At 40.8% G+C, this 21,873-nt stretch carries 26 protein-coding genes, 2 tRNA genes and 2 rRNA genes; 10 read left to right on the plus strand and 20 right to left on the minus strand.

Features of this window, described 5'->3' with window-relative positions; genetic code table 11:
• Nucleotides 1-75 precede the first annotated feature (75 nt).
• Both N521_RS11960 and N521_RS11965 read left to right on the plus strand, forming a co-directional pair.
• Nucleotides 76-1,605: a multicopper oxidase family protein gene (locus N521_RS11960; protein ID WP_035391485.1), complete on the plus strand. Its 1,530-nt coding sequence runs from the start codon at nucleotides 76-78 to the stop codon at nucleotides 1,603-1,605.
• A gap of 268 nt (nucleotides 1,606-1,873) precedes the next feature.
• Entirely contained in the window at nucleotides 1,874-2,248 is a 375-nt protein-coding gene (locus tag N521_RS11965) for a carboxymuconolactone decarboxylase family protein (protein WP_007496965.1), read from the plus strand.
• A gap of 214 nt (nucleotides 2,249-2,462) precedes the next feature.
• On the opposite strand, the gene N521_RS11970 is transcribed toward N521_RS11965, so the two are convergent.
• Both N521_RS11970 and N521_RS11975 read right to left on the minus strand, forming a co-directional pair.
• A complete protein-coding gene (locus tag N521_RS11970; protein WP_035391488.1) occupies nucleotides 2,463-3,512 on the minus strand; it encodes a TolB family protein in 1,050 nt (349 codons plus the stop codon).
• 73 nt (nucleotides 3,513-3,585) lie between these two features.
• Nucleotides 3,586-3,954 (minus strand): RlpA-like double-psi beta-barrel domain-containing protein, encoded by a 369-nt coding sequence (locus tag N521_RS11975; protein ID WP_003213878.1) that lies wholly within the window; start codon nucleotides 3,952-3,954, stop codon nucleotides 3,586-3,588.
• Between the two features lie 209 nt (nucleotides 3,955-4,163).
• Between N521_RS11975 and N521_RS11980 the strand changes: the two genes are divergently transcribed.
• From N521_RS11980 to N521_RS11990, 3 genes are all read left to right on the plus strand, one after another.
• Nucleotides 4,164-4,838 (plus strand): hypothetical protein, encoded by a 675-nt coding sequence (locus N521_RS11980; protein ID WP_035391490.1) that lies wholly within the window; start codon nucleotides 4,164-4,166, stop codon nucleotides 4,836-4,838.
• 124 nt (nucleotides 4,839-4,962) lie between these two features.
• Entirely contained in the window at nucleotides 4,963-5,430 is a 468-nt protein-coding gene (locus N521_RS11985) for a hypothetical protein (RefSeq protein WP_035391492.1), read from the plus strand.
• Nucleotides 5,431-5,568: 138 nt separating this feature from the next.
• The gene (locus N521_RS11990; RefSeq protein ID WP_008344359.1) at nucleotides 5,569-5,919 is read left to right on the plus strand and encodes a DUF4064 domain-containing protein; all 351 of its coding nucleotides are present in this window, start codon (nucleotides 5,569-5,571) and stop codon (nucleotides 5,917-5,919) included.
• Nucleotides 5,920-5,964: 45 nt separating this feature from the next.
• On the opposite strand, the gene N521_RS11995 is transcribed toward N521_RS11990, so the two are convergent.
• The gene (locus N521_RS11995; protein WP_035391494.1) at nucleotides 5,965-6,390 is read right to left on the minus strand and encodes a hypothetical protein; all 426 of its coding nucleotides are present in this window, start codon (nucleotides 6,388-6,390) and stop codon (nucleotides 5,965-5,967) included.
• A gap of 206 nt (nucleotides 6,391-6,596) precedes the next feature.
• Between N521_RS11995 and N521_RS12000 the strand changes: the two genes are divergently transcribed.
• The gene (locus N521_RS12000; protein ID WP_035391496.1) at nucleotides 6,597-7,397 is read left to right on the plus strand and encodes a M15 family metallopeptidase; all 801 of its coding nucleotides are present in this window, start codon (nucleotides 6,597-6,599) and stop codon (nucleotides 7,395-7,397) included.
• A gap of 35 nt (nucleotides 7,398-7,432) precedes the next feature.
• Here the strand turns inward: N521_RS12000 and N521_RS12005 are convergent, their stop codons facing one another.
• The 4 genes from N521_RS12005 to groES all read right to left on the minus strand — a co-directional run bounded on the left by N521_RS12005 (nucleotide 7,433) and on the right by groES (nucleotide 10,866).
• Nucleotides 7,433-8,044, minus strand: coding sequence for an FMN-binding negative transcriptional regulator (locus tag N521_RS12005; protein ID WP_035391498.1), 612 nt, complete (start codon nucleotides 8,042-8,044; stop codon nucleotides 7,433-7,435).
• A 22-nt stretch (nucleotides 8,045-8,066) separates the two neighbouring features.
• A complete protein-coding gene (locus tag N521_RS12010) occupies nucleotides 8,067-8,519 on the minus strand; it encodes a MarR family winged helix-turn-helix transcriptional regulator (protein WP_008344363.1) in 453 nt (150 codons plus the stop codon).
• A gap of 371 nt (nucleotides 8,520-8,890) precedes the next feature.
• Nucleotides 8,891-10,525, minus strand: coding sequence for a chaperonin GroEL (gene groL, locus N521_RS12015; protein WP_007496015.1), 1,635 nt, complete (start codon nucleotides 10,523-10,525; stop codon nucleotides 8,891-8,893).
• Nucleotides 10,526-10,581: 56 nt separating this feature from the next.
• Entirely contained in the window at nucleotides 10,582-10,866 is a 285-nt protein-coding gene (gene groES, locus N521_RS12020) for a co-chaperone GroES (RefSeq protein WP_003214120.1), read from the minus strand.
• Between the two features lie 229 nt (nucleotides 10,867-11,095).
• Here groES and N521_RS12025 point away from each other — a divergent pair, with 229 nt between their 5' ends.
• The 3 genes from N521_RS12025 to N521_RS12035 are packed head-to-tail and all read left to right on the plus strand — an operon-like array spanning nucleotide 11,096 to nucleotide 12,705.
• Nucleotides 11,096-11,830, plus strand: a complete 735-nt coding sequence (locus N521_RS12025; RefSeq protein ID WP_017366711.1) for a CPBP family intramembrane glutamic endopeptidase — start codon at nucleotides 11,096-11,098, stop codon at nucleotides 11,828-11,830.
• Complete coding sequence (locus N521_RS12030) at nucleotides 11,827-12,021, plus strand: YdiK family protein (RefSeq protein WP_017366710.1); 195 nt, start codon at nucleotides 11,827-11,829, stop codon at nucleotides 12,019-12,021. The genes N521_RS12025 and N521_RS12030 overlap by 4 nt, the downstream gene beginning before the upstream one ends.
• A 57-nt stretch (nucleotides 12,022-12,078) precedes the next feature.
• Nucleotides 12,079-12,705, plus strand: a complete 627-nt coding sequence (locus N521_RS12035; RefSeq protein WP_035391502.1) for an NUDIX hydrolase — start codon at nucleotides 12,079-12,081, stop codon at nucleotides 12,703-12,705.
• Nucleotides 12,706-12,744: 39 nt separating this feature from the next.
• Here N521_RS12035 and tatC read toward each other — a convergent pair whose 3' ends face one another.
• The 4 genes from tatC to moaC are packed head-to-tail and all read right to left on the minus strand — an operon-like array spanning nucleotide 12,745 to nucleotide 14,883.
• Nucleotides 12,745-13,509 (minus strand): twin-arginine translocase subunit TatC, encoded by a 765-nt coding sequence (gene tatC, locus N521_RS12040; protein ID WP_096881072.1) that lies wholly within the window; start codon nucleotides 13,507-13,509, stop codon nucleotides 12,745-12,747.
• Between the two features lie 6 nt (nucleotides 13,510-13,515).
• A complete protein-coding gene (locus N521_RS12045; RefSeq protein WP_008344374.1) occupies nucleotides 13,516-13,695 on the minus strand; it encodes a twin-arginine translocase TatA/TatE family subunit in 180 nt (59 codons plus the stop codon).
• A gap of 27 nt (nucleotides 13,696-13,722) precedes the next feature.
• Nucleotides 13,723-14,376, minus strand: coding sequence for a redox-sensing transcriptional repressor Rex (locus N521_RS12050; protein WP_008355687.1), 654 nt, complete (start codon nucleotides 14,374-14,376; stop codon nucleotides 13,723-13,725).
• A gap of 15 nt (nucleotides 14,377-14,391) precedes the next feature.
• A complete protein-coding gene (gene moaC / locus N521_RS12055) occupies nucleotides 14,392-14,883 on the minus strand; it encodes a cyclic pyranopterin monophosphate synthase MoaC (RefSeq protein ID WP_035391505.1) in 492 nt (163 codons plus the stop codon).
• A 138-nt stretch (nucleotides 14,884-15,021) separates the two neighbouring features.
• Here moaC and N521_RS12060 point away from each other — a divergent pair, with 138 nt between their 5' ends.
• On the plus strand, nucleotides 15,022-16,944 hold the full coding sequence (locus tag N521_RS12060) for an ABC-F family ATP-binding cassette domain-containing protein (RefSeq protein WP_017366706.1): 1,923 nt from the start codon (nucleotides 15,022-15,024) through the stop codon (nucleotides 16,942-16,944).
• Nucleotides 16,945-17,411: 467 nt separating this feature from the next.
• Here N521_RS12060 and tsaD read toward each other — a convergent pair whose 3' ends face one another.
• From tsaD to N521_RS12105, 9 genes are all read right to left on the minus strand, one after another.
• Nucleotides 17,412-18,440, minus strand: a complete 1,029-nt coding sequence (gene tsaD, locus N521_RS12065; RefSeq protein WP_017359857.1) for a tRNA (adenosine(37)-N6)-threonylcarbamoyltransferase complex transferase subunit TsaD — start codon at nucleotides 18,438-18,440, stop codon at nucleotides 17,412-17,414.
• A complete protein-coding gene (gene rimI, locus N521_RS12070; protein ID WP_008344382.1) occupies nucleotides 18,433-18,861 on the minus strand; it encodes a ribosomal protein S18-alanine N-acetyltransferase in 429 nt (142 codons plus the stop codon). The genes tsaD and rimI overlap by 8 nt, the downstream gene beginning before the upstream one ends.
• A 25-nt stretch (nucleotides 18,862-18,886) precedes the next feature.
• The gene (gene tsaB, locus N521_RS12075) at nucleotides 18,887-19,576 is read right to left on the minus strand and encodes a tRNA (adenosine(37)-N6)-threonylcarbamoyltransferase complex dimerization subunit type 1 TsaB (protein WP_035391507.1); all 690 of its coding nucleotides are present in this window, start codon (nucleotides 19,574-19,576) and stop codon (nucleotides 18,887-18,889) included.
• Complete coding sequence (gene tsaE, locus N521_RS12080) at nucleotides 19,557-20,033, minus strand: tRNA (adenosine(37)-N6)-threonylcarbamoyltransferase complex ATPase subunit type 1 TsaE (RefSeq protein WP_017359859.1); 477 nt, start codon at nucleotides 20,031-20,033, stop codon at nucleotides 19,557-19,559. Before tsaE ends, tsaB begins: the two co-directional genes overlap by 20 nt.
• A 12-nt stretch (nucleotides 20,034-20,045) precedes the next feature.
• Nucleotides 20,046-21,023 carry a thiamine-phosphate kinase gene (thiL, locus tag N521_RS12085; RefSeq protein ID WP_035391509.1) on the minus strand — a complete coding sequence of 326 codons (978 nt, stop codon included), beginning with the start codon at nucleotides 21,021-21,023 and terminating at the stop codon, nucleotides 20,046-20,048.
• A 278-nt stretch (nucleotides 21,024-21,301) separates the two neighbouring features.
• Nucleotides 21,302-21,378: transfer RNA gene (locus N521_RS12090), tRNA-Asp, on the minus strand.
• A 49-nt stretch (nucleotides 21,379-21,427) separates the two neighbouring features.
• Nucleotides 21,428-21,504 (minus strand) — tRNA-Met (locus N521_RS12095).
• Between the two features lie 17 nt (nucleotides 21,505-21,521).
• A 5S ribosomal RNA gene (gene rrf, locus N521_RS12100) occupies nucleotides 21,522-21,637 on the minus strand.
• A gap of 61 nt (nucleotides 21,638-21,698) precedes the next feature.
• Nucleotides 21,699-21,873: ribosomal RNA gene (locus tag N521_RS12105) — 23S ribosomal RNA — on the minus strand; the annotation flags it as partial.

A 21,873-nucleotide genomic window follows, 5' to 3' on the forward strand; every position in this document is an offset into this window, starting at 1 on the left:
TTTTTATTTTATTCACCTATTTGGATGTCCGCACTTATAATGTATCAAATTGATTTTAAGTGAGGATTAGTCAACATGAACCTAGAAAAGTTTGTTGACGAGCTGCCAATTCCAGAAGTCGCAGAGCCCGTCAAAAAAAACCCAAGACAAACGTATTATGAAATCGCTATGGAGGAGGTGTTCCTAAAAGTTCATAGAGATCTGCCCCCAACCAAGCTATGGACCTATAATGGCAGTGTGCCGGGTCCAACCATTAAAGCGAATCGAAATGAAAAGGTCAAAGTGAAATGGATGAACAAATTGCCGCTGAAACACTTCCTGCCTGTCGATCATACCATTCACGCTGGACATCATGATGAACCCGAAGTCAAAACAGTCGTTCACCTGCATGGGGGCGTGACACCTGCAAGCAGTGACGGTTATCCGGAGGCTTGGTTTTCGCGAGACTTTGAAGCGACCGGCCCCTTCTTTGAACGAGAGGTTTACGAATACCCTAATCACCAGCAAGCATGCACATTGTGGTATCACGATCATGCCATGGCATTAACACGATTAAATGTATACGCCGGATTAGCTGGCTTTTATTTGATCTCAGATGCGTTTGAAAAATCACTGGAATTACCTAAAGATGAATATGATATCCCTTTAATGATCATGGACCGGACGTTTCAGGAGGATGGCGCACTGTTTTACCCAAGTAGACCAAATAACACACCAGAAGATAGTGACCTTCCAGATCCCTCTATCGTGCCATTTTTTTGCGGGGAAACGATTTTAGTCAATGGAAAAGTATGGCCGTATTTAGAAGTAGAGCCGCGAAAATATCGTTTTCGTATCTTAAACGCATCCAACACAAGAACTTACGAGCTTCATCTAGACAATGACGCCACAATCTTACAAATTGGATCTGATGGCGGCTTTTTGCCAAGACCTGTTCAGCATCAATCTTTTAGCATTGCACCCGCTGAACGTTTTGATGTCATCATCGACTTCTCAGCTTATGAAAACCAAACGATTGTTTTAAAAAATACGGCAGGTTGCGGTCAGGATGTCAATCCAGAAACAGATGCGAACATTATGCAATTTAAAGTCACTCGTCCGCTCAAAGGAAGAGCAGCTAAAACATTACGTCCGATCTTCAAACCACTGCCACCGCTCCGACCGAGCCGAGCTGATAACGAGCGAACGCTGACCCTTACTGGCACACAAGATAAATATGGGCGCCCGATTTTATTACTAGATAACCAGTTTTGGAATGATCCTGTTACGGAAAATCCTCGACTTGGTAGTGTAGAGGTATGGAACATCGTTAACCCAACAAGGGGCACACACCCTATTCATTTACATCTTGTTCAATTTCGGGTGATTGATAGAAGACCATTCGATACAGACATCTATCAATCGACAGGTGAAATCGTGTACACAGGACCAAATGAAGCGCCTCCTTTGCATGAACAAGGTTACAAGGATACGATTCAGGCGCATGCCGGTGAAGTCATTCGCATCATCGCTCGGTTTGTCCCATATAGCGGACGATATGTGTGGCATTGTCACATTTTAGAACACGAGGATTATGACATGATGCGGCCGATGGATATCATTTAGTAAATATGAAACCTCCTCTCTGTTAATTGCGTAATATGAAAAAGGGCTAACAGCTTCTATATATTAGCCCTCTATTTTCTTTTCAATCTCCATGAGAAAAAACGAACAATGTATCGCATGAATGGCATTTTTTTGAACATTACACACTTAAAAAGTTGACGAAGTAAACCGATAATACTACTATATACCCATTACCTCTATCAAAAGGCACTTAAGAAACCATGCACAAACAAATAGAAAATCGTCATAAAAAACGGAGGAGTTCAATTTGAATGAAGAAAAAGAGACTTGCCAGGTCAAGCAAGAAACAGTGGCAGGTAACAGGGAGAAGCTTTCAATTCATGAAAACGAGAGCATTCGATCAAACATTGAACAACTAACAATTGAACTCGGTGAACAAAAAGAATTCAATCACTTCATATTAGATGAAAAACAGAAGGCCATCAGCACATTATCGGCTCTCATTGCAAAAGGTGATTGTGATGAAGAGTTAAAAGCTCATTTTGTACAAGCATTACATATCGGGCTCTCTGTTATAGAGATTATGGAGATCATTAAGCACTGTACAAAGGTTGCGGGATTCCCTCATTCCATTAATGCCTTGTTTATTTTTCAAAACTTACTAGATGAAAACAATAAATAAGAGAAAACGAGAAGTCTTCTGTCCTCTCGTTTTTTTATTTCCACTTACTTTACTCTCTTACGCTGATTCTGTCACAGTAGCAAAATATCAAAATACCACTCATTTCCTTGCTTAAAAAGTGATGTTGATTTCACAAATCCGCATTTTTCACCAACACATCCCATGACAAAATAAAAAAACGTCCAGTTATATGAAATAACTGAACGCGCACCTTTTACCGATTGACAGTGAAATTGTTAACAATCCCGCCTTCTTTCTCCCAAGCGGTTTCTACTGTTTTCTTCTTAATATCATATTCAAAAATGGTTCTGACCTTCGCCTTTCGTCCTGTGTCATCCTTTAATTCCTTTGCGTTCTTTGCAACACCTAAGAAATAAACAGATGTACCATCCGCAGAAAATTGCGGCTGGGCAGCACTTAAAATACGTACATCCTGACTGTTTTTAACAAGTGTCTTCGTTTTTCCTGTATCTACATCCATCACCTTAATAGATGATACTTCTTTTTCATTTCGAACCTTCACTTCTGTATAAATGAGTTTTTTATGATCTGGTGAAAAAGAAATATCATTGATGGTTTGAGAAATACGTGCAATTCGCTTTCCCTTCTCACCTGTTTGTAGGGTAATCTTCATGGTCGTTGGTTCAGGATCCATTCCTTTTTCATTTGCCTCATCCGTCTTTTTATAATCCTCTTTTAACGAATAATGCTGAATGACCAACAGATTTGATGCTGGATCATAAGCAAAAGAACTCACCGTATCATCATCACTTTTTTCTGGATATAACACTTTCACTTTCTGTGTTTTCAAATCAAAAGACGCTACATAAAATTGCTCACCTGAATCCTTGTTATACCTTAAATATAACTGTTTTCCGTCACCAGAAAGTCTCATACTGTCGATTGAATCGTCACTCGTAAAGAGCGTTTTTTCTTTATCCGTTTTCACATTCAATTCCCGTATACTTACTTTTTGTGTGTCTTCATCTGTATACGTGTAGTATAAAAGCTGTTTTGCCTGATCATAAGCAATTGAAGGATATGCTGTCAGTTTCTCTGTATGAAGCGCCTTGTCATGCAAGTAATAAGTATTGTTTAACTTTTGATCCGTAAATGAAACAAGCAATTCGTCTTTTGCATCTTGATTTGTTTTCACTTTTCCTGCATGTTTTGCCTCTTGCCCCGGCTTCATCATGAAGAAGATGACGGCCGCAATTGCTGCGACTCCAATCACTGTGACGATCCACCATGTTGATTTTTTCATTGATTTTCAGACCCTCTCCACAAGAAAAGAAGCCAGAAAATGAACTTTTCCCGCTTCTTTGCATGCCTATGTATTAATAAGTGTAATGCCCTTTGACGACACCTTTACTTGTTTTATACCCAAGTGCTTTGAATGCTTTCGGACTTACGTCTAATACTGCGTTTGGCATTCTACCTACATCATATTTATATACTGTAATCACTTTATGTGGTTTCGCTTTTGTTGTCACTCTTAGTTTTGTACCTTTTTTCGGTACGTCAAATCCCATTTTCGTTGCTGCATCCCAATGACCGAGTTTTTTTCCATCTGCGCCTTTTTTACCGACACCATTATACCATGTAATATTGCCGCTTACTTTTTTTGCACTTGCTCCATGTGAGAAACTAAACGCTAAAAATAAACTAGCTACTGTTACGATTGTCGCGATAAGCTTTTTATTCATTAAAAAATCCTCCGTATTTGGTTTCTGACCCTATTATACATGAAGATGCACCCAGTTATTTTACAGTCACATTACAATTCGAATACAAGTTGACCACTTAATGACCGATTTTGTTCATAAATTTCACCAAAAACAGCCAGAACATCGTAAGTAGACCTCCCCTTTCGTTTTATATAATAGAAATGAATCAAAGATAAGGAGGAATTTCCATGAAAAAGTGGTTCATCGTTTTGAGTGTAAGTTTGACCTTCGTTTTGATGCTTTCAAGTATTCCCGCCTCTGCGGCTGGTCCTCGTCACGGCGCCATCGTGACACAAACGGATGAAGCCAAATGGTCAGGTATCTCGGCTGATATTGTGCTGCCAAAAACAGCCACTATTAAAAATGGCTATGCTGACTGGTATCTTGGTCTCGGTTCTGCCGTTGTTGAAAGCGGGATTTCAAAAACATCTTCTGGCTATAAGGTATTCCTGGGCACCGGCTCCCAAGGCGGCAGTCAATATTGGAACAGCGAATACGATTCAAGTATTAAAGATGGTGCACGTGTCAACTTAAAGCTCATCAACAATGGTGATGGCACAGTGTCACTATACGTCAACGGAAAACTGCGTTATAAGCAGCCTGTTTTCAATCCTAGTCGTCTGAAAGACTTCGATGTCGTCAAAATGGTACATGGCGTACAAGATAATGGAACAAACAGCTACTCGCAAGCAAGTTTCTCTAATGTACAGCTTCGCGCAAATACATCTGGAAGTGTCTATAAAAAATGGGACGGCACCGTCAAATCATCTCTTTTACGCAAAAATCTAGAATCAGGTGCTTCGACTCCAAAATTCACGGTCATTTCGTCTATCCCACTTAGTACAACCCTTTCAGCACAATAAAACACGAGCACCCACCTTTGGGTGCTTTTGATTGTTCACAGCTTATCAACACTTCTCTTTTAATCAAAACATCGATTCGTGGTAACATAAGCATACATACTTTGAAGAACAAAGGAGAAAGAACGTGAGAAAAAGTCTACTTGTTTTCATGAGTCTTGTTGCAACCTTCTCTATCCTAGCAGCTTGCTCAAATACGGCAAAAGAAGAAAAAACAGAATCTACGGCACTTCCAACGATTAATCAACGCATTCAAAATGAAACGAAAGAGGTCATGGAGCAGTCTAAGCTCGTAAAAGACACAGCGATCACCGTTGATCAAAAGAAAAAAGTCATTTCCTTAAACGTGACATCTTCATCTGAGACCAATAGTGATTACGCTGAAGTCATTGGTTTGAACTTTGCCAAAACACTAGCTATTGGTGCATCCACTGAAAAGGAAAACAACCTGCATAAACCGGAAAATGACAGCCTCGGTGCCCTCTACTCCTTTTATGACCTAAACATTACCGTGAAACAGGAAAACGGAAAAGTACTGGCAAAAGGAAAGAAAACAACAATTGAAACAAAGATTACCTGGGAGAGAGCCCAGTAATTGGACAAGAAAATCCTTTATGGATTTTCTTGTTTTTTTTAACAAAACTATTAACATTGTGAAAAGAATGCCGATGAGTAAGATTGTGTTGGTTCTTAAGTACCAATAATTCTTATTTACATATCGGAGGAAAGTATTATGAAAAGAACAACGGAATTTGTTTTAGGCTTAATTGGAGGTATTTTTGGGTTTTTTGGTGCAATGTTTGCCATTGCCTTTGGAGGACTCGATGCCGCATTTAGTGAATCAGGTACGAGTCAAATCACAGGATTAGGCTGGGCAGCAATGCTTTTCTCTATTCTTGCAATTGTGGCATCTGTTATCGTGAAGAAAAAAGCAAAGCTTGGCGGGATTTTATTATTAGTATCTGCTGTTGGTGGTATTATTTCTATTTCTATGTTCTTTATCCTTCCAGCTGTATTAATCCTCATCGCAGGATGCATGGGTGTGTTTAGAAAAGAGCCTGTCAAAACAGTTCCAGCTGAATAAAGTTGATATAAAAAAGCTTGTAGAGGGTCGCTCTACAAGCTTCTTTTATTGTATATTTTCATTTAAATCTTCTCTTATGATATGAATCAGTGTATCAATATCCGAGTGAGCTCTAGATGCTAATCGTACCAGCAAATGATCGATATACTCATACAAATGACGATCTTTCAACATATACTTCCCATAATACGGAATGACAAAGAAATAGAGCAAATCAGCTACTTCTAGAGCAACGTCATCGCCAACTTCATTCTTTAGCGCCTCCCCAACACATTGGATCAGCCAATTCAAATCTTCTTTCTTTTCAATCGGAACGTACATCAGCTGATGAATACGGTCCGTATCTCCCGTTTGTAAAATCTGCTCCGCTGCTCCCTTTGATAGAGCACCAATCTCTTTAGAAGATATGTTAAGAACCGCGAATTCATTCTCTGATCTGTCTTGATCCATTTGCAGCACGTTTTGGTCCATCTCGACTCACTCCCCGTTCTCAGATACTTTTATTATAAGGAATTCACCTGATTTTTTATGGAAATAGTGGATTTTTTTATGTAATTTTAAACAAAAAAAAGAACCTAATGATATGATTCAATCTCAATTGGCATAAAAAAACCATTGCACTTTATTTCAATCTATCTCAATATATGTATGTTAGTAGATTGAAAGGGATGAGAGAAATGAAGATGAAACACCCGTGGATCAAAGGAATTATTGTCAGTGTGGTTCTCGTACTTGGGCTTGGAATCTTTCCTGTCCAGCTGCCCTTTTTACACATGACTTATGCGACACCAGTCGCAAAAGCAGCTACACCGAAATACGTGACAACAGCGAATGTTCATCTTCGCAAGGGACCTGGAACAAAATATAAAGGAAAGACGGGTTACGTCAGCTTTCAATATATCAAAAAAGCAGGCAAAAGCTCACCAGCTTCATATGCTGCTCCTTCCACTAAAACGCCAGGTACGTATGTAAAAGGGATATTGGTTGTGAATAAGAAACATAGACTCCCATCTTCATACAATCCAGGAGAAAACAAACAAGCGAGAAAAGCTGTAAATGCTATGACAGCAAAAGCAAAAAAAGCAAACATCCGACTCACCGCTTTTAGCACCTTCCGTTCATACGACCGTCAGCGTGTCTTGTACAACAATTACGTCGCCTCTCATGGCAAAAAACAAGCAGATCGATTTAGCGCAAGACCAGGCTATTCCGAACATCAAACCGGCCTTGCTTTTGATATCGGCGGTGCCAATTCAAAACATTGGGCTGAAGATTCTTTTGCCAATACAAAAGAAGCGAAATGGCTAGCCAAACATGCCCATGAATTTGGTTTTATCATCCGTTATCCGAAAGGTAAAGAAAAAGTGACAGGCTATCAATATGAACCATGGCACCTCAGATACCTCGGATCAACCAATGCGAAAAAAGTAAATAAGAGCGGTAAAACCCTTGAAGAATATTTAAACATAAAAGGATAACTACAAAAGCACTCTTTTTCTTCAGAGTGCTTTTTTCATATATTCTCTTCTCTTTTTTTCATCGCAGCCGCCATTTCCACTTCACCCTCTGCTTCCAGCTGTTCAATAATGCGAGCATAATCTCTTTCATGGCGATTTTGACTTAACTTAAAAGCAGCTTGAACTTCATCAATGATGATTTTGAAGCCCACAATCCCTTTCATTTGTTTCTCTAGCAGTTCCTCAGACAACGTATCCCATAACACTGGCTGATCTCTATGACTTTCATATGTCTCCAGCATCGCTGTTAATTCCTTGACCAGTTCTGATTTTTCGAGCAGTGCAGCCTTTCCATATACATGTACAGCTTGATAATTCCACGTCGGTACGGCTTCTTTCTCATACCATGAAGAGGATATGTAGGCATGCGGCCCTTGAAAAATGACGAGCACCTTCTCGTTCTCTTCAAACGTTTTCCACTGAGGATTTCCAATCGCCATATGCCCTGAGATCACATACGAATCGCCAATTTGATGAAAACTCACTGGAATATGTGTCGCAATGGGCTTTTCATTCGTTGTCGTCACAACTGTAGCAAATGAATGAGATTGAATAAATGATTTGATTTTCTCCATATCTTTCACTTGAAAAAATGATGGTACATGCATGTTCCCTTCCCCCCTTATTTAATTAGTAGCTTCTCTTTTTGCCTTTTTTCACATCTTCCCAATCTTTTTCGATATTCTTTCGCACCCTTAGAAGATACTCATAAATCTGTTCCGCTTCCTCTTCAGAAAATCCATCCAGCGCTACCCGATTTGAATGATCATGTTCTCGTTTGATCATTGGATAGACGGCTTTTCCTTTCTCAGTTGGAAACAGCTTCTTGATTTTCCTATTCACTGTGTCATCCTTTTTCTCAATAAAACCATGCAGCTCTAATTTTTGAATAGCCCGGGCCGCCGTTGTTCGGTCTACCTTGATCATCTCCGCTAGTTTTTCCTGAATGATGCCAGGCTCCTCACAAATACGCACAAGATACAAATACTGCCCCTTCGTTAAATCATACTCTTTAAATTCAATATTACTAATGGAATCAAGCGCCCGAGCAATCACGCCAATCTCCCGCAAAATTTCTCTCATTTATCACGCCTCTTTTTTATTGTATTTACATAAATTTTAAAAATTAGTATAGCTCATGAATATTGTATATGCAATAAAAAGCCCACTTCCTCTCTGGAAGTGGGTTCAACCTCTTATTTATCACGCCTCTTCGATCCAAACAATCCAAACACGACAGCCAGTGCAACAATAATCGCCACCCAAGTCGTAAAGCCCATATGATCACCGCTTTTCTTTTGAAAATCATCTCTTTATGTTAGATAAAACCAAAAAAATCACTGTCTCTTTAGTTAACGGATGTAAAGCGGTGAAAGTTTCAATTCATTTAACGCTCTTAACCAAAAAATAGACAAAACAAAAACCCCTATATTTCAAGGGGTTTTCGAGGGGTGTTACATCATTCCACCCATGCCGCCCATGCCGCCCATATCCGGCATTCCGCCGCCTGAGCCGCCTTCTTCTGGTTTGTCAGCTACGACTGCTTCAGTTGTAAGAAGCATAGCTGCTACAGAAGCTGCGTTTTGAAGTGCAGAGCGAGTGACTTTTGTTGGGTCAACGATTCCTTTTTCAATCATGTTTACCCATTCGTTTGTTGCTGCGTTGAAGCCTACACCAATTTCTTCGTTTTTCAAGCGCTCAACGATGACTGATCCTTCAAGACCTGCGTTGTGAGCGATTTGACGAATTGGCTCTTCAAGAGAACGTAGAACGATGTTCACACCTGTTTGAACGTCACCATCAGCTTCGATGGAAGCAACTTTATTGTATACATTCACAAGTGCTGTACCACCACCGGATACGATACCTTCTTCAACTGCTGCACGAGTTGAGTTCAGTGCATCCTCAATGCGTAGTTTACGTTCTTTTAGTTCTGTTTCAGTTGCAGCACCAACTTTGATGACAGCAACGCCACCAGCTAGTTTTGCAAGACGTTCTTGTAATTTTTCTTTATCGAATTCAGAAGTTGTTTCTTCTACTTGCGCACGGATTTGGTTCACGCGTGCTGCGATTTGAGCAGAATCTCCTGATCCTTCTACGATCGTTGTGTTTTCTTTTGTAACAACCACTTTAGACGCACGGCCAAGCTGACCAATTTCAGTTGATTTCAGGTCAAGTCCTAGGTCTTCTGTGATTAATTCTCCGCCTGTTAGAACAGAGATGTCTTCAAGCATTGCTTTACGACGATCACCGAATCCAGGAGCTTTTACTGCCACTGCGTTGAATGTTCCACGAAGTTTGTTCACAACCAGTGTTGCAAGTGCTTCGCCTTCTACATCTTCAGCAATGATCAATAATGGTTTTCCTTGTTGTACGACTTGCTCAAGTACAGGAAGGATTTCTTGAATGTTTGTGATCTTTTTATCAGTGATTAAGATGTAAGGATTTTCAAGAACCGCTTCCATCTTATCAGAATCAGTGACCATGTATGGTGAAGCATATCCACGGTCAAACTGCATTCCTTCAACCACTTCAAGCTCAGTTGTGAAACCTTTAGATTCTTCAATTGTGATGACGCCGTCGTTTCCTACACGCTCCATCGCTTCAGCAATGAGGCTACCGACTTCTTCATCTGCTGCAGAAATAGACGCAACTTGAGCAATTGATTCTTTACCTTCGATTGGTTTAGAGATCTCATGCAAGCCTTCAAGTGCTACTTTCACTGCTTCTTCGATTCCTTTACGAACGCCAACAGGGTTTGCACCAGCTGTTACGTTTTTAAGACCTTCACGGATCATCGCTTGAGCTAGAACCGTTGCAGTCGTAGTACCGTCACCAGCTACATCGTTTGTTTTGCTTGCAACTTCAGCCACAAGTTTTGCACCCATGTTTTCAAATGCATCTTCTAATTCGATTTCTTTTGCAATCGTTACACCATCATTTGTGATAAGTGGAGAACCGAATTTTTTCTCAAGAACCACGTTACGTCCTTTAGGTCCTAAAGTTACTTTTACAGCATCTGCAAGTGCATCTACACCACGTAACATCGCACGACGTGCTTCTTCACTGAACTTAATATCTTTTGCCATAATAACGAAACCTCCTCAGTCTTTTTAGAAATATATCTCAATCTTTGTTTATGTGATTAACCAATAACAGCTAAAATGTCGCTTTCACGAAGGATTAAATATTCTTTTCCTTCATATTTCACTTCAGTGCCTGCATATTTTGAGAAGATAATGCGGTCGCCTGTGTTTACTTCTAACGCAACGCGCTCACCACTTTCAAGTACACGACCTGAACCTGCTGCAACAATTTTACCTTCTTGCGGTTTTTCTTTTGCAGAATCCGGTAAGACAATACCGCTAGCGGTTTTTTCCTCAGATTCAACGAGTTCAATGATTACGCGATCGCCTAATGGCTTTAACATAAGAAACAACCTCCTCAATTTTTATATGTAGTCTTTTTTAGCACTCATCACTAGCGAGTGCTAACACATTTATTATAATAAAGAATGTCTTCTGCAATTTCAAGTAAAAACCTTTAAAAATTTTTACGCTTTCATGATCTTTTTTCAACTCAGATTCTTTCCTTTTCAACGAAAAAGAAGACTTGTGTTACAATAAATCTAGTTCTTTTAGTAAAGGGGTTTTCGTTACTTGAAAAAACAATATTGGTACATCATCTTAACGTATATATTGGTGCAATTTTCTGCGTTTCCGTATGTGTTCATCATGAAGTGGTTAGGTTACATTCAGACACCGATGACACAAGCAGAGCTCTCCAAATTGTCAGGAACATGGACAATCATCAGCTTCTGTATTGGACTAATCATTATTCTGCTCATCCTTCGGACTGTACCAAAAGCTTCACTTCGAAATGAAGCACCGGCATCAGTCGGCGTGGCAATCGCTTGGATCATTGGCGGTTTCTTTCTTTCCCTCTTTGCACAATCCATTGCGGGGGCGATTGAACAATATGCATTTGGCATTAGCAGAGAATCCGAAAATACTCAAAACATTTTAGCCATTATGGATGCAGTTCCATGGCTTGTCATCGTCATCGCTCTGATTGGACCGATATTAGAAGAAATCATTTTTCGAAAAATCATTTTTGGTGTCGTTTATGAAAAAACGAATTTTTTCATTGGCGCACTTGTCAGTTCAGTGGTTTTTGCTGCTGTACACAATGATTTCCCACATATCTTGCTCTATACCGCAATGGGCTTTACCTTTGCCTTTTTATATGCGAAAACAAAACGAATCATTGTGCCAATCGGCGCACACATGCTGATGAACTCGCTCGTCATTCTTGTGCAGATTGAGCCAGTAAGAAAAATAATTGAAGAACAATCTCAAACAATGCAAATGATTATTGGAGGCTTTTTCTCATGAGAAACCCTGTCGTATGGGGCATTATTTATTTTGCCGTAGGTGTGGCGTTCACCTATATGGCCATTCAAAATCCAGGTGACATGTGGTCATTTTACAGCATTTTGCTGATGGTGTTTGCGGCCTATAATATTAATATCGCGTTAAAAATGTTTGCTTTTTCTGTCAAAATGAAAAAACAACAGCAAAAATAAAGCAGAAACCATTTTCCGTCGTTTGGAAAATGGTTTTTTTATGGAGGTCATGTTTTCATGGAACACGAAAAACTGAACATCATGAACAATCAGCATGAAACGATTGGTACAGCCGCTCGATCTGATATCCATGCTGAGGGCCTTTGGCATGAGACCTTTCATTTCTGGCTTTTAAAAAAGGAAGATGACACAGTGTTTCTCTATTTTCAGCTGAGGAGTCCCTCCAAAAAGGATTTCCCTTCTCTATTTGATATCACAGCAGCAGGCCACCTTCTCGCAGATGAACAGCCTTCTGATGGCATCAGAGAAGTCGAAGAAGAGCTTGGTCTCTCCATCTCGTTTGAGAACCTTACCTTTGCTGGTGTCATTAAAGATGAAATCCATATGCCATCGTTTACCGATCGTGAGTTTTGCCATGTGTATCTTTATATGGATCAAAAAGAGCACATGGATGTCCATCTACAGAAAGAAGAAGTTGCTGGACTTTATAGAGCAAGGCTGATGGATGCACAGCAGCTTTTAAATAGAGAATGCGAAAAAATGAACATCGAGGGCTTTGAAGTGGATGCAGACGGCAAGCGACGTGAGGAAAAGAGAGAGGTCCATGTACATGATTTTGTCCCGCATGAATCTGCCTATTATGAGCATCTCTTTCAAGCAATCAATCAATTTCTTTCACAATAGAAAAAGCATCGTGACCCCTATTTGGATCACGATGCTTTTTTATGAGACAACATCATTTTCTTTCTCCTCTGTCTCTGTTTGCTGCATTTTGCGATAGGTCACTCTTGAAATGACAATACTCACTTCATACAAAACGAGCATTGGCAAGGTAACCATGAGGTGAGAAACGAGCTCTGGCGGTGTAATCAGTGCGGCAATGACAAGGAGGACAAAATAGGCATACTTCCGTATTTTTGATAAAAACATCGGTGTAATGATACCCAGTCTAGTGAGAAACATCAACACGACAGGCATCTGAAACAAAAAGCCAAATGGAAGTGTTAACTGCATCAGAAATGTAAAATACTCATGAATCCCAATCACTTGCTCCACATGTAAATCATTTGACATCCGTATCATAAAATCGACGACAAATGGAAACAAAATAAAATAAGAGAAAGCCACACCGCTCAGAAATAAAAGCAGTGCAATCGGAATATAAGCAAGTGTCACCTTTCTTTCTTTTTCATATAAGCCAGGACTCACAAACGCCCAAAGCTGATATAAGATCACGGGACACGTCAAAACAAGAGCAATGACAAAAGCGAACTGCATAAACACGTACAGTGGATCTGTGAGCTTAAATGCGTTCAATGTCAGTGTGGCCGCTTCATCGGTATTTTGTAAATACACAATGACCGGCTTAGCGAGAAAAAAACCTGCCACCATAAAAGTGACAAAAAACATCGCAATGATCACTAAACGTTTTCGCAGTTCCACAATATGCTCCATAAGCGGCATATCTTTGACATTCATGAAGCTCATCCTATTCTACTGATCTTCTTTTTTCTTTTTTTCTTCCTGATCATCAGCTAAACCTTTTGTGGCATTTTTGAATTCACGTAATGTATCTCCTGCTGCTCTTCCTAATTCAGGAAGCTTTTTCGGCCCAAAAATAATGAGCGCAACAACCGCAATCAGAACCAAACTTCCAGGACCGATCGGACCCATTTGCTCCACCCCCTTTACCCCTTTTCGTCAGTCCTCCTGTGTAACAGAGTAATGCTTTAAGAAATACACAAGAGACTGAAGTTCAACCGCCAAATCTATATGATGAATTCGAATGTGTTCCGGCACATTCAATCGAGCCGGCGTAAAGTTAAGGATTCCTTTGATGCCAAGGGCAATCAAACGATCTGTAATGGATTGAGCTGCTACGGCAGGCACTGTCAAAATCGCAACAGGAATATCTCCTACCTCTTGCACATGCTCTTCAAGCTTATCCAAATCATAGACAGGCACGCCGCCTATCTCACTTCCTATTTTACTCTCATTGACGTCAAAAGCCATTGAAATTTTTGTATTATTATTTTTAATGAAATTATAGTGTAAAAAAGCAGTCCCTAAATTCCCGACACCGATGAGCATGACATTCGTCATTTCATCTTGGTCAAGGGTCTTTCTAAAGAAGGTCAAGAGGTAATCGACGTTATAGCCATACCCTTTCTTCCCAAGTGCACCAAAGTAAGAAAAATCTCGGCGAATGGTGGCAGAATCCACTTTGACTGCATCACTAAGCTCTGCCGATGACACCCTTTGTTTTCCTGATGCATGCAGATTTTTTAAAAAACGGTAGTAAAGCGGCAAACGTTTGGCTGTCGCTTGTGGAATTTTTGACTGGTCTATATTCATATAAGATCCTCCAACTTAAATATCAGATGCTCTGTGAAAATCACCGTTTTTCCCGCCTGTTTTTTCTACTAGATAGGTCGGGCCGATAATCATCCCTTTGTCTATTGCTTTGCACATGTCATAAACGGTCAGTGCACATACTGAGGCAGAAGTGAGCGCTTCCATCTCCACACCCGTACTTCCTTTTGTTTTCACCTGTACTTGTATGTTCAGAATGTACGCATTTCCGTCTTCCTCCCAATCAAAGGAGATATCGACACCTTTTAATGCAAGCGGATGGCACATTGGAATGATAGTAGATGTTTGCTTTGCTGCCATGATGCCAGCTACCTGTGCGACAGATAGTACATCCCCTTTTCCAATACCATGCTTTTGTATTTGATGAAATACTTCTTTTATCATACGAACGCTTGAAACAGCAACGGCAGTTCTCACTGTAGACGATTTGTCACTAATGTCGACCATCTTTGCTCTTCCTTGTTCGTTAAAGTGGCTAAATTGACTCATCTTTCAACGCTCCCTCACTCAAATCATACACTATTTTTTCCTATCTGTCTTTCATTTGACCATGGCAGCCGTATGTAAGATTTGCCGGTTTACTGCTGATAAGCTACACTTAACATATTATAGCAGAGGTGAAGTTACATGATGATTCTACAAGTGAATCAGCTGTCCAAATCGTTTGGCGCTGATACCGTTTTAACGAATATAAAATTGGAAGTCAAAGCGAGGGATCGTATTGCCATTGTCGGTCGTAACGGTGCAGGAAAATCCACGCTTTTAAAAATCATTGCCGGTCAAATGTCTTACGAACAAGGTGAGATCATCAAACCGAAAGACCTATCCATTGGATATCTAGCACAGCATACAGATGTGACGTCTACACGTACGCTAAAAGACGAACTACTATCCGTTTTCGATCATTTAAAAGAAATGGAACAAGAGATGAGAACCATAGAAGAGAAAATGGCTTCTTCCACAGGAACAGAATTAGATTCTCTAATGAAAACCTATGACAGACTGCAGCAAGCATTTAAAGATCAAGGCGGCTATCAATATGAAGCAGATGTCCGCTCCATTTTACACGGACTCGGCTTTAGTCATTTTGAAGATCATACAACCGTCCAATCCTTAAGCGGCGGTCAGAAAACCCGTCTAGCGCTTGGAAAGCTATTATTGATGAAACCAGAACTCTTGATTTTGGATGAGCCAACCAACCATCTAGATATTGATACCTTATCATGGCTTGAGCAGTATTTGCAAAATTATACAGGAGCCATTCTCATCGTTTCCCATGACCGGTACTTCTTAGACAAGGTCGTGAACCATGTATATGAAGTGTCAAGAACAGCGATGAAAAAGTTCGCTGGGAACTATAGTAAGTATCTTGACCAAAAAGCTGAGCAGCTAGAGCGTGATATGAAGCTGTATGAAAAACAACAAGAAGAAATTTCGAAGCTTCAAGATTTCGTGGATCGCAACTTAGCAAGAGCCTCCACCACAAAGCGTGCTCAAAGCAGGCGGAAACAGCTGGAACGGATGGATCGTTTAGATAAGCCGTTAGGAGATGAAAAATCCGCAAACTTCCATTTCGATATTATGAGGCAAAGCGGAAATGACGTGCTGAAGGTGCATGATCTCGATATTAGTTACGATGAAAAAACGCCGCTCCTCTCCTCCCTCTCTTTTCATATTAAACGGGAGGATAGCGTGGCACTCATCGGTCCTAATGGTATCGGGAAATCAACTCTTTTAAAAACCTTAACGGATACGTTAAAACCAGTAAAAGGCGATATCAGCTTTGGTTCTCATGTGACGATTGGCTACTATGATCAGGAACAAGCCAAGCTGACATCCTCCAAAAAAGTGTTAAATGAACTTTGGGATGATTATCCCCATATGACTGAAAAAGACATTCGGACTTGTTTAGGAAACTTCCTTTTTTCAGGTGATGACGTCTTAAAGCCTGTACATGCTTTAAGTGGTGGAGAAAAAGCACGACTTGCACTGGCAAAGCTGATGCTCCAAAAAGCCAATTTCCTCATTCTCGATGAACCGACGAACCATCTTGATTTAGACAGTAAGGAAATATTAGAGAATGCACTAATTGATTATCCAGGCACCATCTTGTTTGTTTCGCATGACCGTTACTTTATCAATCGCTTGGCAACAAAAGTTCTCGAGTTGTCACCAAATGAAACAAAAGAATACCTCGGTGACTACGACTATTATCTTGAAAAGAAAAACGAACAATTAGAGCTTGAAGCACTCCAAACTCAGGAGACGCATAAAAAACAAGCAGAAAAACCAGTAGAAACAGCAAAACTTTCCTATGCAGAAGAGAAAGAACTCAAAAAGAAAGAAAGACAAAAGCAGCGCCGAATTGAAGAAATTGAAGAGCGTATCGCTGTCATCGAAGACAAGCTCGTTGAAAACGAAGAGCTTCTATGTGATCCTGCTATTTTCCAAGATCACGAGAAAGTACAAGCCATTCAAACAGAAAATGATGCGCTCAATCAAGAGATGGAATCACTTTTTGCGGAATGGGAAGATCTATCAGATGCATAAAGAGTGCCCTAACGGGTGCTCTTTTTTTAAGGTGAGAATCTTTATCCACAATGATACCCACAATAACATCTTGATTATTCTTAAATATTTTAAAGTTATCCACTTTATCCACAGTATTTTAATCACATATCCACATAAAAGATCACATTTATACACATTCTCTTCATTTTAAAACGAATTTTCTAACAATTGTGGATATATAACGTTTACATGTGAATAAATCGCTTTCATTTCAATAGAAAAAACTCCTGTATATCCACCGGAGTTCCAAATTGTTGACAAAGGGCTAAAATGAACTTGATTTTAGCCCTTTGTCTTCTTTTCAGCGTGATAGAAAGCCCTTGAAGTCTAGGAAAGACGATTACTGGCGCGGAGCGAATTTGATATTCGTGAGCACCAGCACGCAGGACTGACAAAGAATGCGAGGGTTTGTCTACACGCTGAAACTCCTGTATCAACAGGAGTTCTTATTCATAGGAGACAAGCGGCAGTCCAGGTTGACCGTTCATTGCCATGTCGCCTCTTATTCCCTTTTCAAATGCAATGGTTCCCGCAGCAGCAATCATGGCTGCATTGTCTGTACAAAGAGACAATGGCGGAATCATGACATTCACTTCAGGTAGCTTCGCAAATGCTGAAGTAAGGGCTTCTCTAAGACCTTTATTGGCAGCAACCCCGCCAGCTAGAACGACTTGTTTCACACCATACGCTTCAGCCGCTTTTAATGTCTTTCCAACCAGCACCTCAATCACACTTTCTTGGAAACTTGCAGCCAAATCCTCTGGCGCAATGGTTTCACCCTTTTGAGACGCATTGTGTAGTGTGTTGATGACCGCTGATTTTAAACCGCTGAAGCTAAAATGATAGGACCCTTCTTCAAGCCATGCTCGAGGAAGCTTAATCGTTGGCTCCCCTTCATGTGCCAATCGATCAATGTGAGGTCCCCCTGGATATGGCAGACCCATTGTCCGAGCTACTTTGTCATACGCTTCTCCAGCCGCATCATCCAACGTTTCACCAATAACCTCAAAAGACCCATGCTCTTTCATCAAAACAAGCTCAGTATGCCCACCAGAGACGACTAGAGCTAAACAAGGAAACACCAGTTCACCAACGAGCTGGTTCGCATAAATGTGTCCAGCAATATGATGAACACCTACAAGCGGAATTTGATGTGCGAAACTCAGTGCTTTGGCTGCATTGACACCTATCAAAAGTGCACCAACTAAGCCTGGACCTTCTGTCACAGCAATGGCATCTAAATCCTGAAAGGTCATATTGGCCTGCGTCATGACTTCTTCTAATACGATCGTCATTTGTTCCACATGATGCCTTGAAGCGATTTCTGGTACCACGCCGCCAAATCGTTTATGGCTTTCTATTTGTGAGGCGACAACATTCGCTACGATCTCTTTCCCATTTTTCACAATGGACGCAGCTGTTTCGTCACAGCTTGTTTCTATACCTAATATGAATCGATCTTTTTTTTCACTCATTTATCTTCACCCACATGACTAATGCATCTTCCCCGTTATCCGTATAATAATTCTTTCGAATAGAAGCTGGTTTAAAACCTAGCTTTTCATAAAGGGATTGTGCTGGCGTATTTGATACCCGCACTTCTAGTGAAAGATGATCTGTCTTTTTTTCTTTGCAAAATTCCATGACATATCGAAGCAGCGCTTCCCCGTATCCTTTTCCCCGGTGCTCAGGGAGAATCGCAATATTCGTAATTTGTGCATCATCCATGACAATCCAAACGCCGCAATACCCAACAGGCTGACCATCTTCTTCAATGAGGAAATAATGGCTGTATTGGTTATGGAGAATTTCATAGACAAACGACTCTTTTTTCCAAGGCGCTGTAAATGAATGCACTTCAATCGTATATACCTCTGGGATGTCCTCTACTGTCATTCTTCGCATCTCTACTGTGTTGAGATTATTTTTGTCCTTCAAGCCATTTCACTTCCGCTTCTGCCAAACGAATATAATTAGGAACAAGCTGATGGACATCTTCAGCAGGGCGGTCTGCCCCCAAAAATGCGAGCACTGAAGGTCTTGGGTTGTGAAATGCCTCGTCTGCTAAAACGGCGGTTTCTCCAAGTATGGAGAGTATATTCTCTTGATGAAGATGCACATCATGTCCAAGAAATAAAACAGGGTTCCCTTCCTTTTTCAGCTCTTGAAGCCAATCAGTGAGCAGGATATTTTGATCTGGTTTCACTTCTTTTATCTTTCCACCTTCAAATGTATATAACCCTGTATAAACTTGTCCTCTTCTTGCATCAAATATAGGAGAAATCATTCCATCAAAATATCGAGCATTTGCCGCCAGCGTTTCTAAACTTGAAACAGCAGCTATCGGAATAGACAGCGTCCAAGCAAGTGTTTTTGCAATGGTCACACCGATTCTAACGCCAGTGTAAGAACCGGGCCCTTTGGCTACAACAATTTTGCTTAATTCGCTCGGTGCTACGCCGCATTCTTTCATCAGTGCTTCAACTGTCGGCATTGCACGTACTGAATGATTCTTCTTTAAGTACGTAATACTTTCCCCAACCACAGTGTCATCACGGATAAGAGCTATTCCGAGTGTATGGTTTGACGTATCAATTGCCAGTATGGTCAATGTTTTTCATCTCCTTACAAAGGGCCTCATAACGCTCCCCTTTTGCATAAAACGTGAGATGACGTTCTTCTTCACGTTCTGTTCTCAGCATTTCAATTTTTAAATACGATGAAGGCAATTGAGGTTCAATGAGATGTGCCCATTCAACCAAACACACACCTTCCCCCTCAAAATATTCGCCCAGTCCAATATCTTCTTCCGCATCTTCCATACGATACACATCCATATGATAAAGTGGCAGTCTGCCATCCGTATATTCTTTAATAATTGTAAAAGTAGGGCTGTTGACGATACGGGTAATACCTAAGCCTTCTGCAAAACCTTTTGAAAAAGTCGTTTTACCTGCACCTAAGTCTCCTTCTAATGTTAAGACATCGCCAGGCATCACAAGTGTAGCCAAGGCAGCAGCAATTCGTTTCGTCTCATCCGCACCTTTTGTTGTCCACGTTAACTTCATGGTGGAGTCACCTCATTTCTTAAAATGATTATATCCTTTTTTCATTAAAATTGTTTGTTGATCATGGTCTTTTAAAATAACGCTGGACGCTCGGTCATCTTTGACTTGTCCAATACGCGTGACCTGAATGTGATCTTTTTTACATTGCGTCTCAAATCGCTTCCAATCCGTTTCAGGGATCGTACCAGTTAAGACAAAATCCTCTCCACCGAACAAGACCCATTCAAGCCATTCTTTATGTAACAACGGTAGATGTGGATGTTTTGGGAGCTGATCAGCTTCAATTTCAATCGTCACACGACTGGCTTCCGCTATTTCGTTTAACTCACTCGCTAATCCGTCACTCACATCATTCAAGGTCACCCGGGGGAAGCTTGAACAAATAAGGCCAGCAGCAATATGCGGCTGCGGCATTTTGTGTCGCTCTAGAAAAAAAGCAGTGTCAATCGAATGTGCAGCATTTACTTCATTCATTAAAAGGGATAGCCCAGCAGCTGATGAACCTAGTTCACCTGTGACAAAGACAACGTCTCCTGTCTGAGCACTATGACGGTAACAGGCTGATCCCTTTGGAATCTCACCAATGACCGTTACTGTGATGACAAAGTCACTGCGGGTGGCTACTGTATCTCCACCGATTAAATCCATATGATATCTGTCAGCCAATGCTTTCATTCCCTCGTAAAAAGCTGCAACAATTGCTTCATCCCCATGAGGCGGGATCGCGATTGATACAAGATAATACTTAGGGGTTCCTCCCATGGCTGCAATATCACTGATATTCACTGCCAGCGCTTTAAATCCAACCTCAAAGGGTGTGGAAAAATCAAATCGAAAATGGATATGCTCTACCATTGTATCAACACAAACGACCTCTTCACAATGTGAATGAGGTTGATAAACACTAGCATCATCACCGATGCCTATGACCAAAGAACGCTGATGCGTTTCTTTTGGTGTAATTCGGCGAATAAGATCAAATTCATCCATAAAAGACAGCCCCTTCATACAATCAACTGATTGAGCAAACATGATGTCAGACACAGTTAGTATTAGTGTAGCGAATATGAGCCTCGGTTCCAACTAAAAACGATATAAAGAAAGCCTGGTATAAAAAAACCAGGCGTTGTTTATTGAAGTCATGATCTTTTCTTATCACATTTAGTGTAGCCAAACACAAGGAGTTTCATTGCATCTAGGATACTTATTGAAAGAAAAAGACATAAAAAAAAACGAAACTATACGTTTTCGTTTACAAGTCATAAAAATGGCGGTCCGGACGGGACTCGAACCCGCGACCTCCTGCGTGACAGGCAGGCATTCTAACCAACTGAACTACCGGACCATTTTGGCTGTACTCAATGAGCACTCGCTACTTAATAGGTAAAATAATTTGGTTGCGGGGGCAGGATTTGAACCTGCGACCTTCGGGTTATGAGCCCGACGAGCTACCGAACTGCTCCACCCCGCGACGATATAAAATGACAAGCTTGGCGGCGTCCTACTCTCACAGGGGGAAACCCCCAACTACCATCGGCGCTGAAGAGCTTAACTTCCGTGTTCGGTATGGGAACGGGTGTGACCTCTTCGCTATCGCCACCAAACCTGATGGAGAGAATGTTCTCTCAAAACTAGATAACAATGTTCATGCTTCACATTAGAATATAGGTTAAGTCCTCGATCTATTAGTATCTGTCAGCTCCACGTGTCACCACGCTTCCACCTCAGACCTATCAACCTGATCATCTTTCAGGGATCTTACTTCCTTGCGGAATGGGAAATCTCATCTTGAGGGGGGCTTCATGCTTAGATGCTTTCAGCACTTATCCCGTCCGCACAT

Origin of the sequence: Bacillus sp. UNC125MFCrub1.1 (assembly GCF_000701305.1) — a bacterium.
Taxonomy (GTDB): Bacteria; Bacillota; Bacilli; order Bacillales; family Bacillaceae; genus Bacillus; species Bacillus altitudinis.

Excerpts from the sequence above, each read along its gene's own strand:
- N521_RS11960 (WP_035391485.1), top strand. The coding sequence starts at position 76 with ATGAACCTAGAAAAGTTTGTTGACGAGCTGCCAATTCCAGAAGTCGCA.
- N521_RS11970 (WP_035391488.1), bottom strand. The coding sequence starts at position 3,512 with ATGAAAAAATCAACATGGTGGATCGTCACAGTGATTGGAGTCGCAGCA.
- N521_RS11975 (WP_003213878.1), bottom strand. The coding sequence starts at position 3,954 with ATGAATAAAAAGCTTATCGCGACAATCGTAACAGTAGCTAGTTTATTT.
- N521_RS11980 (WP_035391490.1), top strand. The coding sequence starts at position 4,164 with ATGAAAAAGTGGTTCATCGTTTTGAGTGTAAGTTTGACCTTCGTTTTG.
- N521_RS11990 (WP_008344359.1), top strand. The coding sequence starts at position 5,569 with ATGAAAAGAACAACGGAATTTGTTTTAGGCTTAATTGGAGGTATTTTT.
- N521_RS11995 (WP_035391494.1), bottom strand. The coding sequence starts at position 6,390 with ATGGACCAAAACGTGCTGCAAATGGATCAAGACAGATCAGAGAATGAA.
- N521_RS12000 (WP_035391496.1), top strand. The coding sequence starts at position 6,597 with ATGAAGATGAAACACCCGTGGATCAAAGGAATTATTGTCAGTGTGGTT.
- N521_RS12005 (WP_035391498.1), bottom strand. The coding sequence starts at position 8,044 with ATGCATGTACCATCATTTTTTCAAGTGAAAGATATGGAGAAAATCAAA.
- N521_RS12010 (WP_008344363.1), bottom strand. The coding sequence starts at position 8,519 with ATGAGAGAAATTTTGCGGGAGATTGGCGTGATTGCTCGGGCGCTTGAT.
- groL (WP_007496015.1), bottom strand. The coding sequence starts at position 10,525 with ATGGCAAAAGATATTAAGTTCAGTGAAGAAGCACGTCGTGCGATGTTA.
- groES (WP_003214120.1), bottom strand. The coding sequence starts at position 10,866 with ATGTTAAAGCCATTAGGCGATCGCGTAATCATTGAACTCGTTGAATCT.
- N521_RS12030 (WP_017366710.1), top strand. The coding sequence starts at position 11,827 with ATGAGAAACCCTGTCGTATGGGGCATTATTTATTTTGCCGTAGGTGTG.
- N521_RS12035 (WP_035391502.1), top strand. The coding sequence starts at position 12,079 with ATGGAACACGAAAAACTGAACATCATGAACAATCAGCATGAAACGATT.
- tatC (WP_096881072.1), bottom strand. The coding sequence starts at position 13,509 with ATGAGCTTCATGAATGTCAAAGATATGCCGCTTATGGAGCATATTGTG.
- N521_RS12045 (WP_008344374.1), bottom strand. The coding sequence starts at position 13,695 with ATGGGTCCGATCGGTCCTGGAAGTTTGGTTCTGATTGCGGTTGTTGCG.
- N521_RS12050 (WP_008355687.1), bottom strand. The coding sequence starts at position 14,376 with ATGAATATAGACCAGTCAAAAATTCCACAAGCGACAGCCAAACGTTTG.
- moaC (WP_035391505.1), bottom strand. The coding sequence starts at position 14,883 with ATGAGTCAATTTAGCCACTTTAACGAACAAGGAAGAGCAAAGATGGTC.
- N521_RS12060 (WP_017366706.1), top strand. The coding sequence starts at position 15,022 with ATGATGATTCTACAAGTGAATCAGCTGTCCAAATCGTTTGGCGCTGAT.
- tsaD (WP_017359857.1), bottom strand. The coding sequence starts at position 18,440 with ATGAGTGAAAAAAAAGATCGATTCATATTAGGTATAGAAACAAGCTGT.
- rimI (WP_008344382.1), bottom strand. The coding sequence starts at position 18,861 with ATGACAGTAGAGGACATCCCAGAGGTATATACGATTGAAGTGCATTCA.
- tsaE (WP_017359859.1), bottom strand. The coding sequence starts at position 20,033 with ATGAAGTTAACGTGGACAACAAAAGGTGCGGATGAGACGAAACGAATT.
- thiL (WP_035391509.1), bottom strand. The coding sequence starts at position 21,023 with ATGGATGAATTTGATCTTATTCGCCGAATTACACCAAAAGAAACGCAT.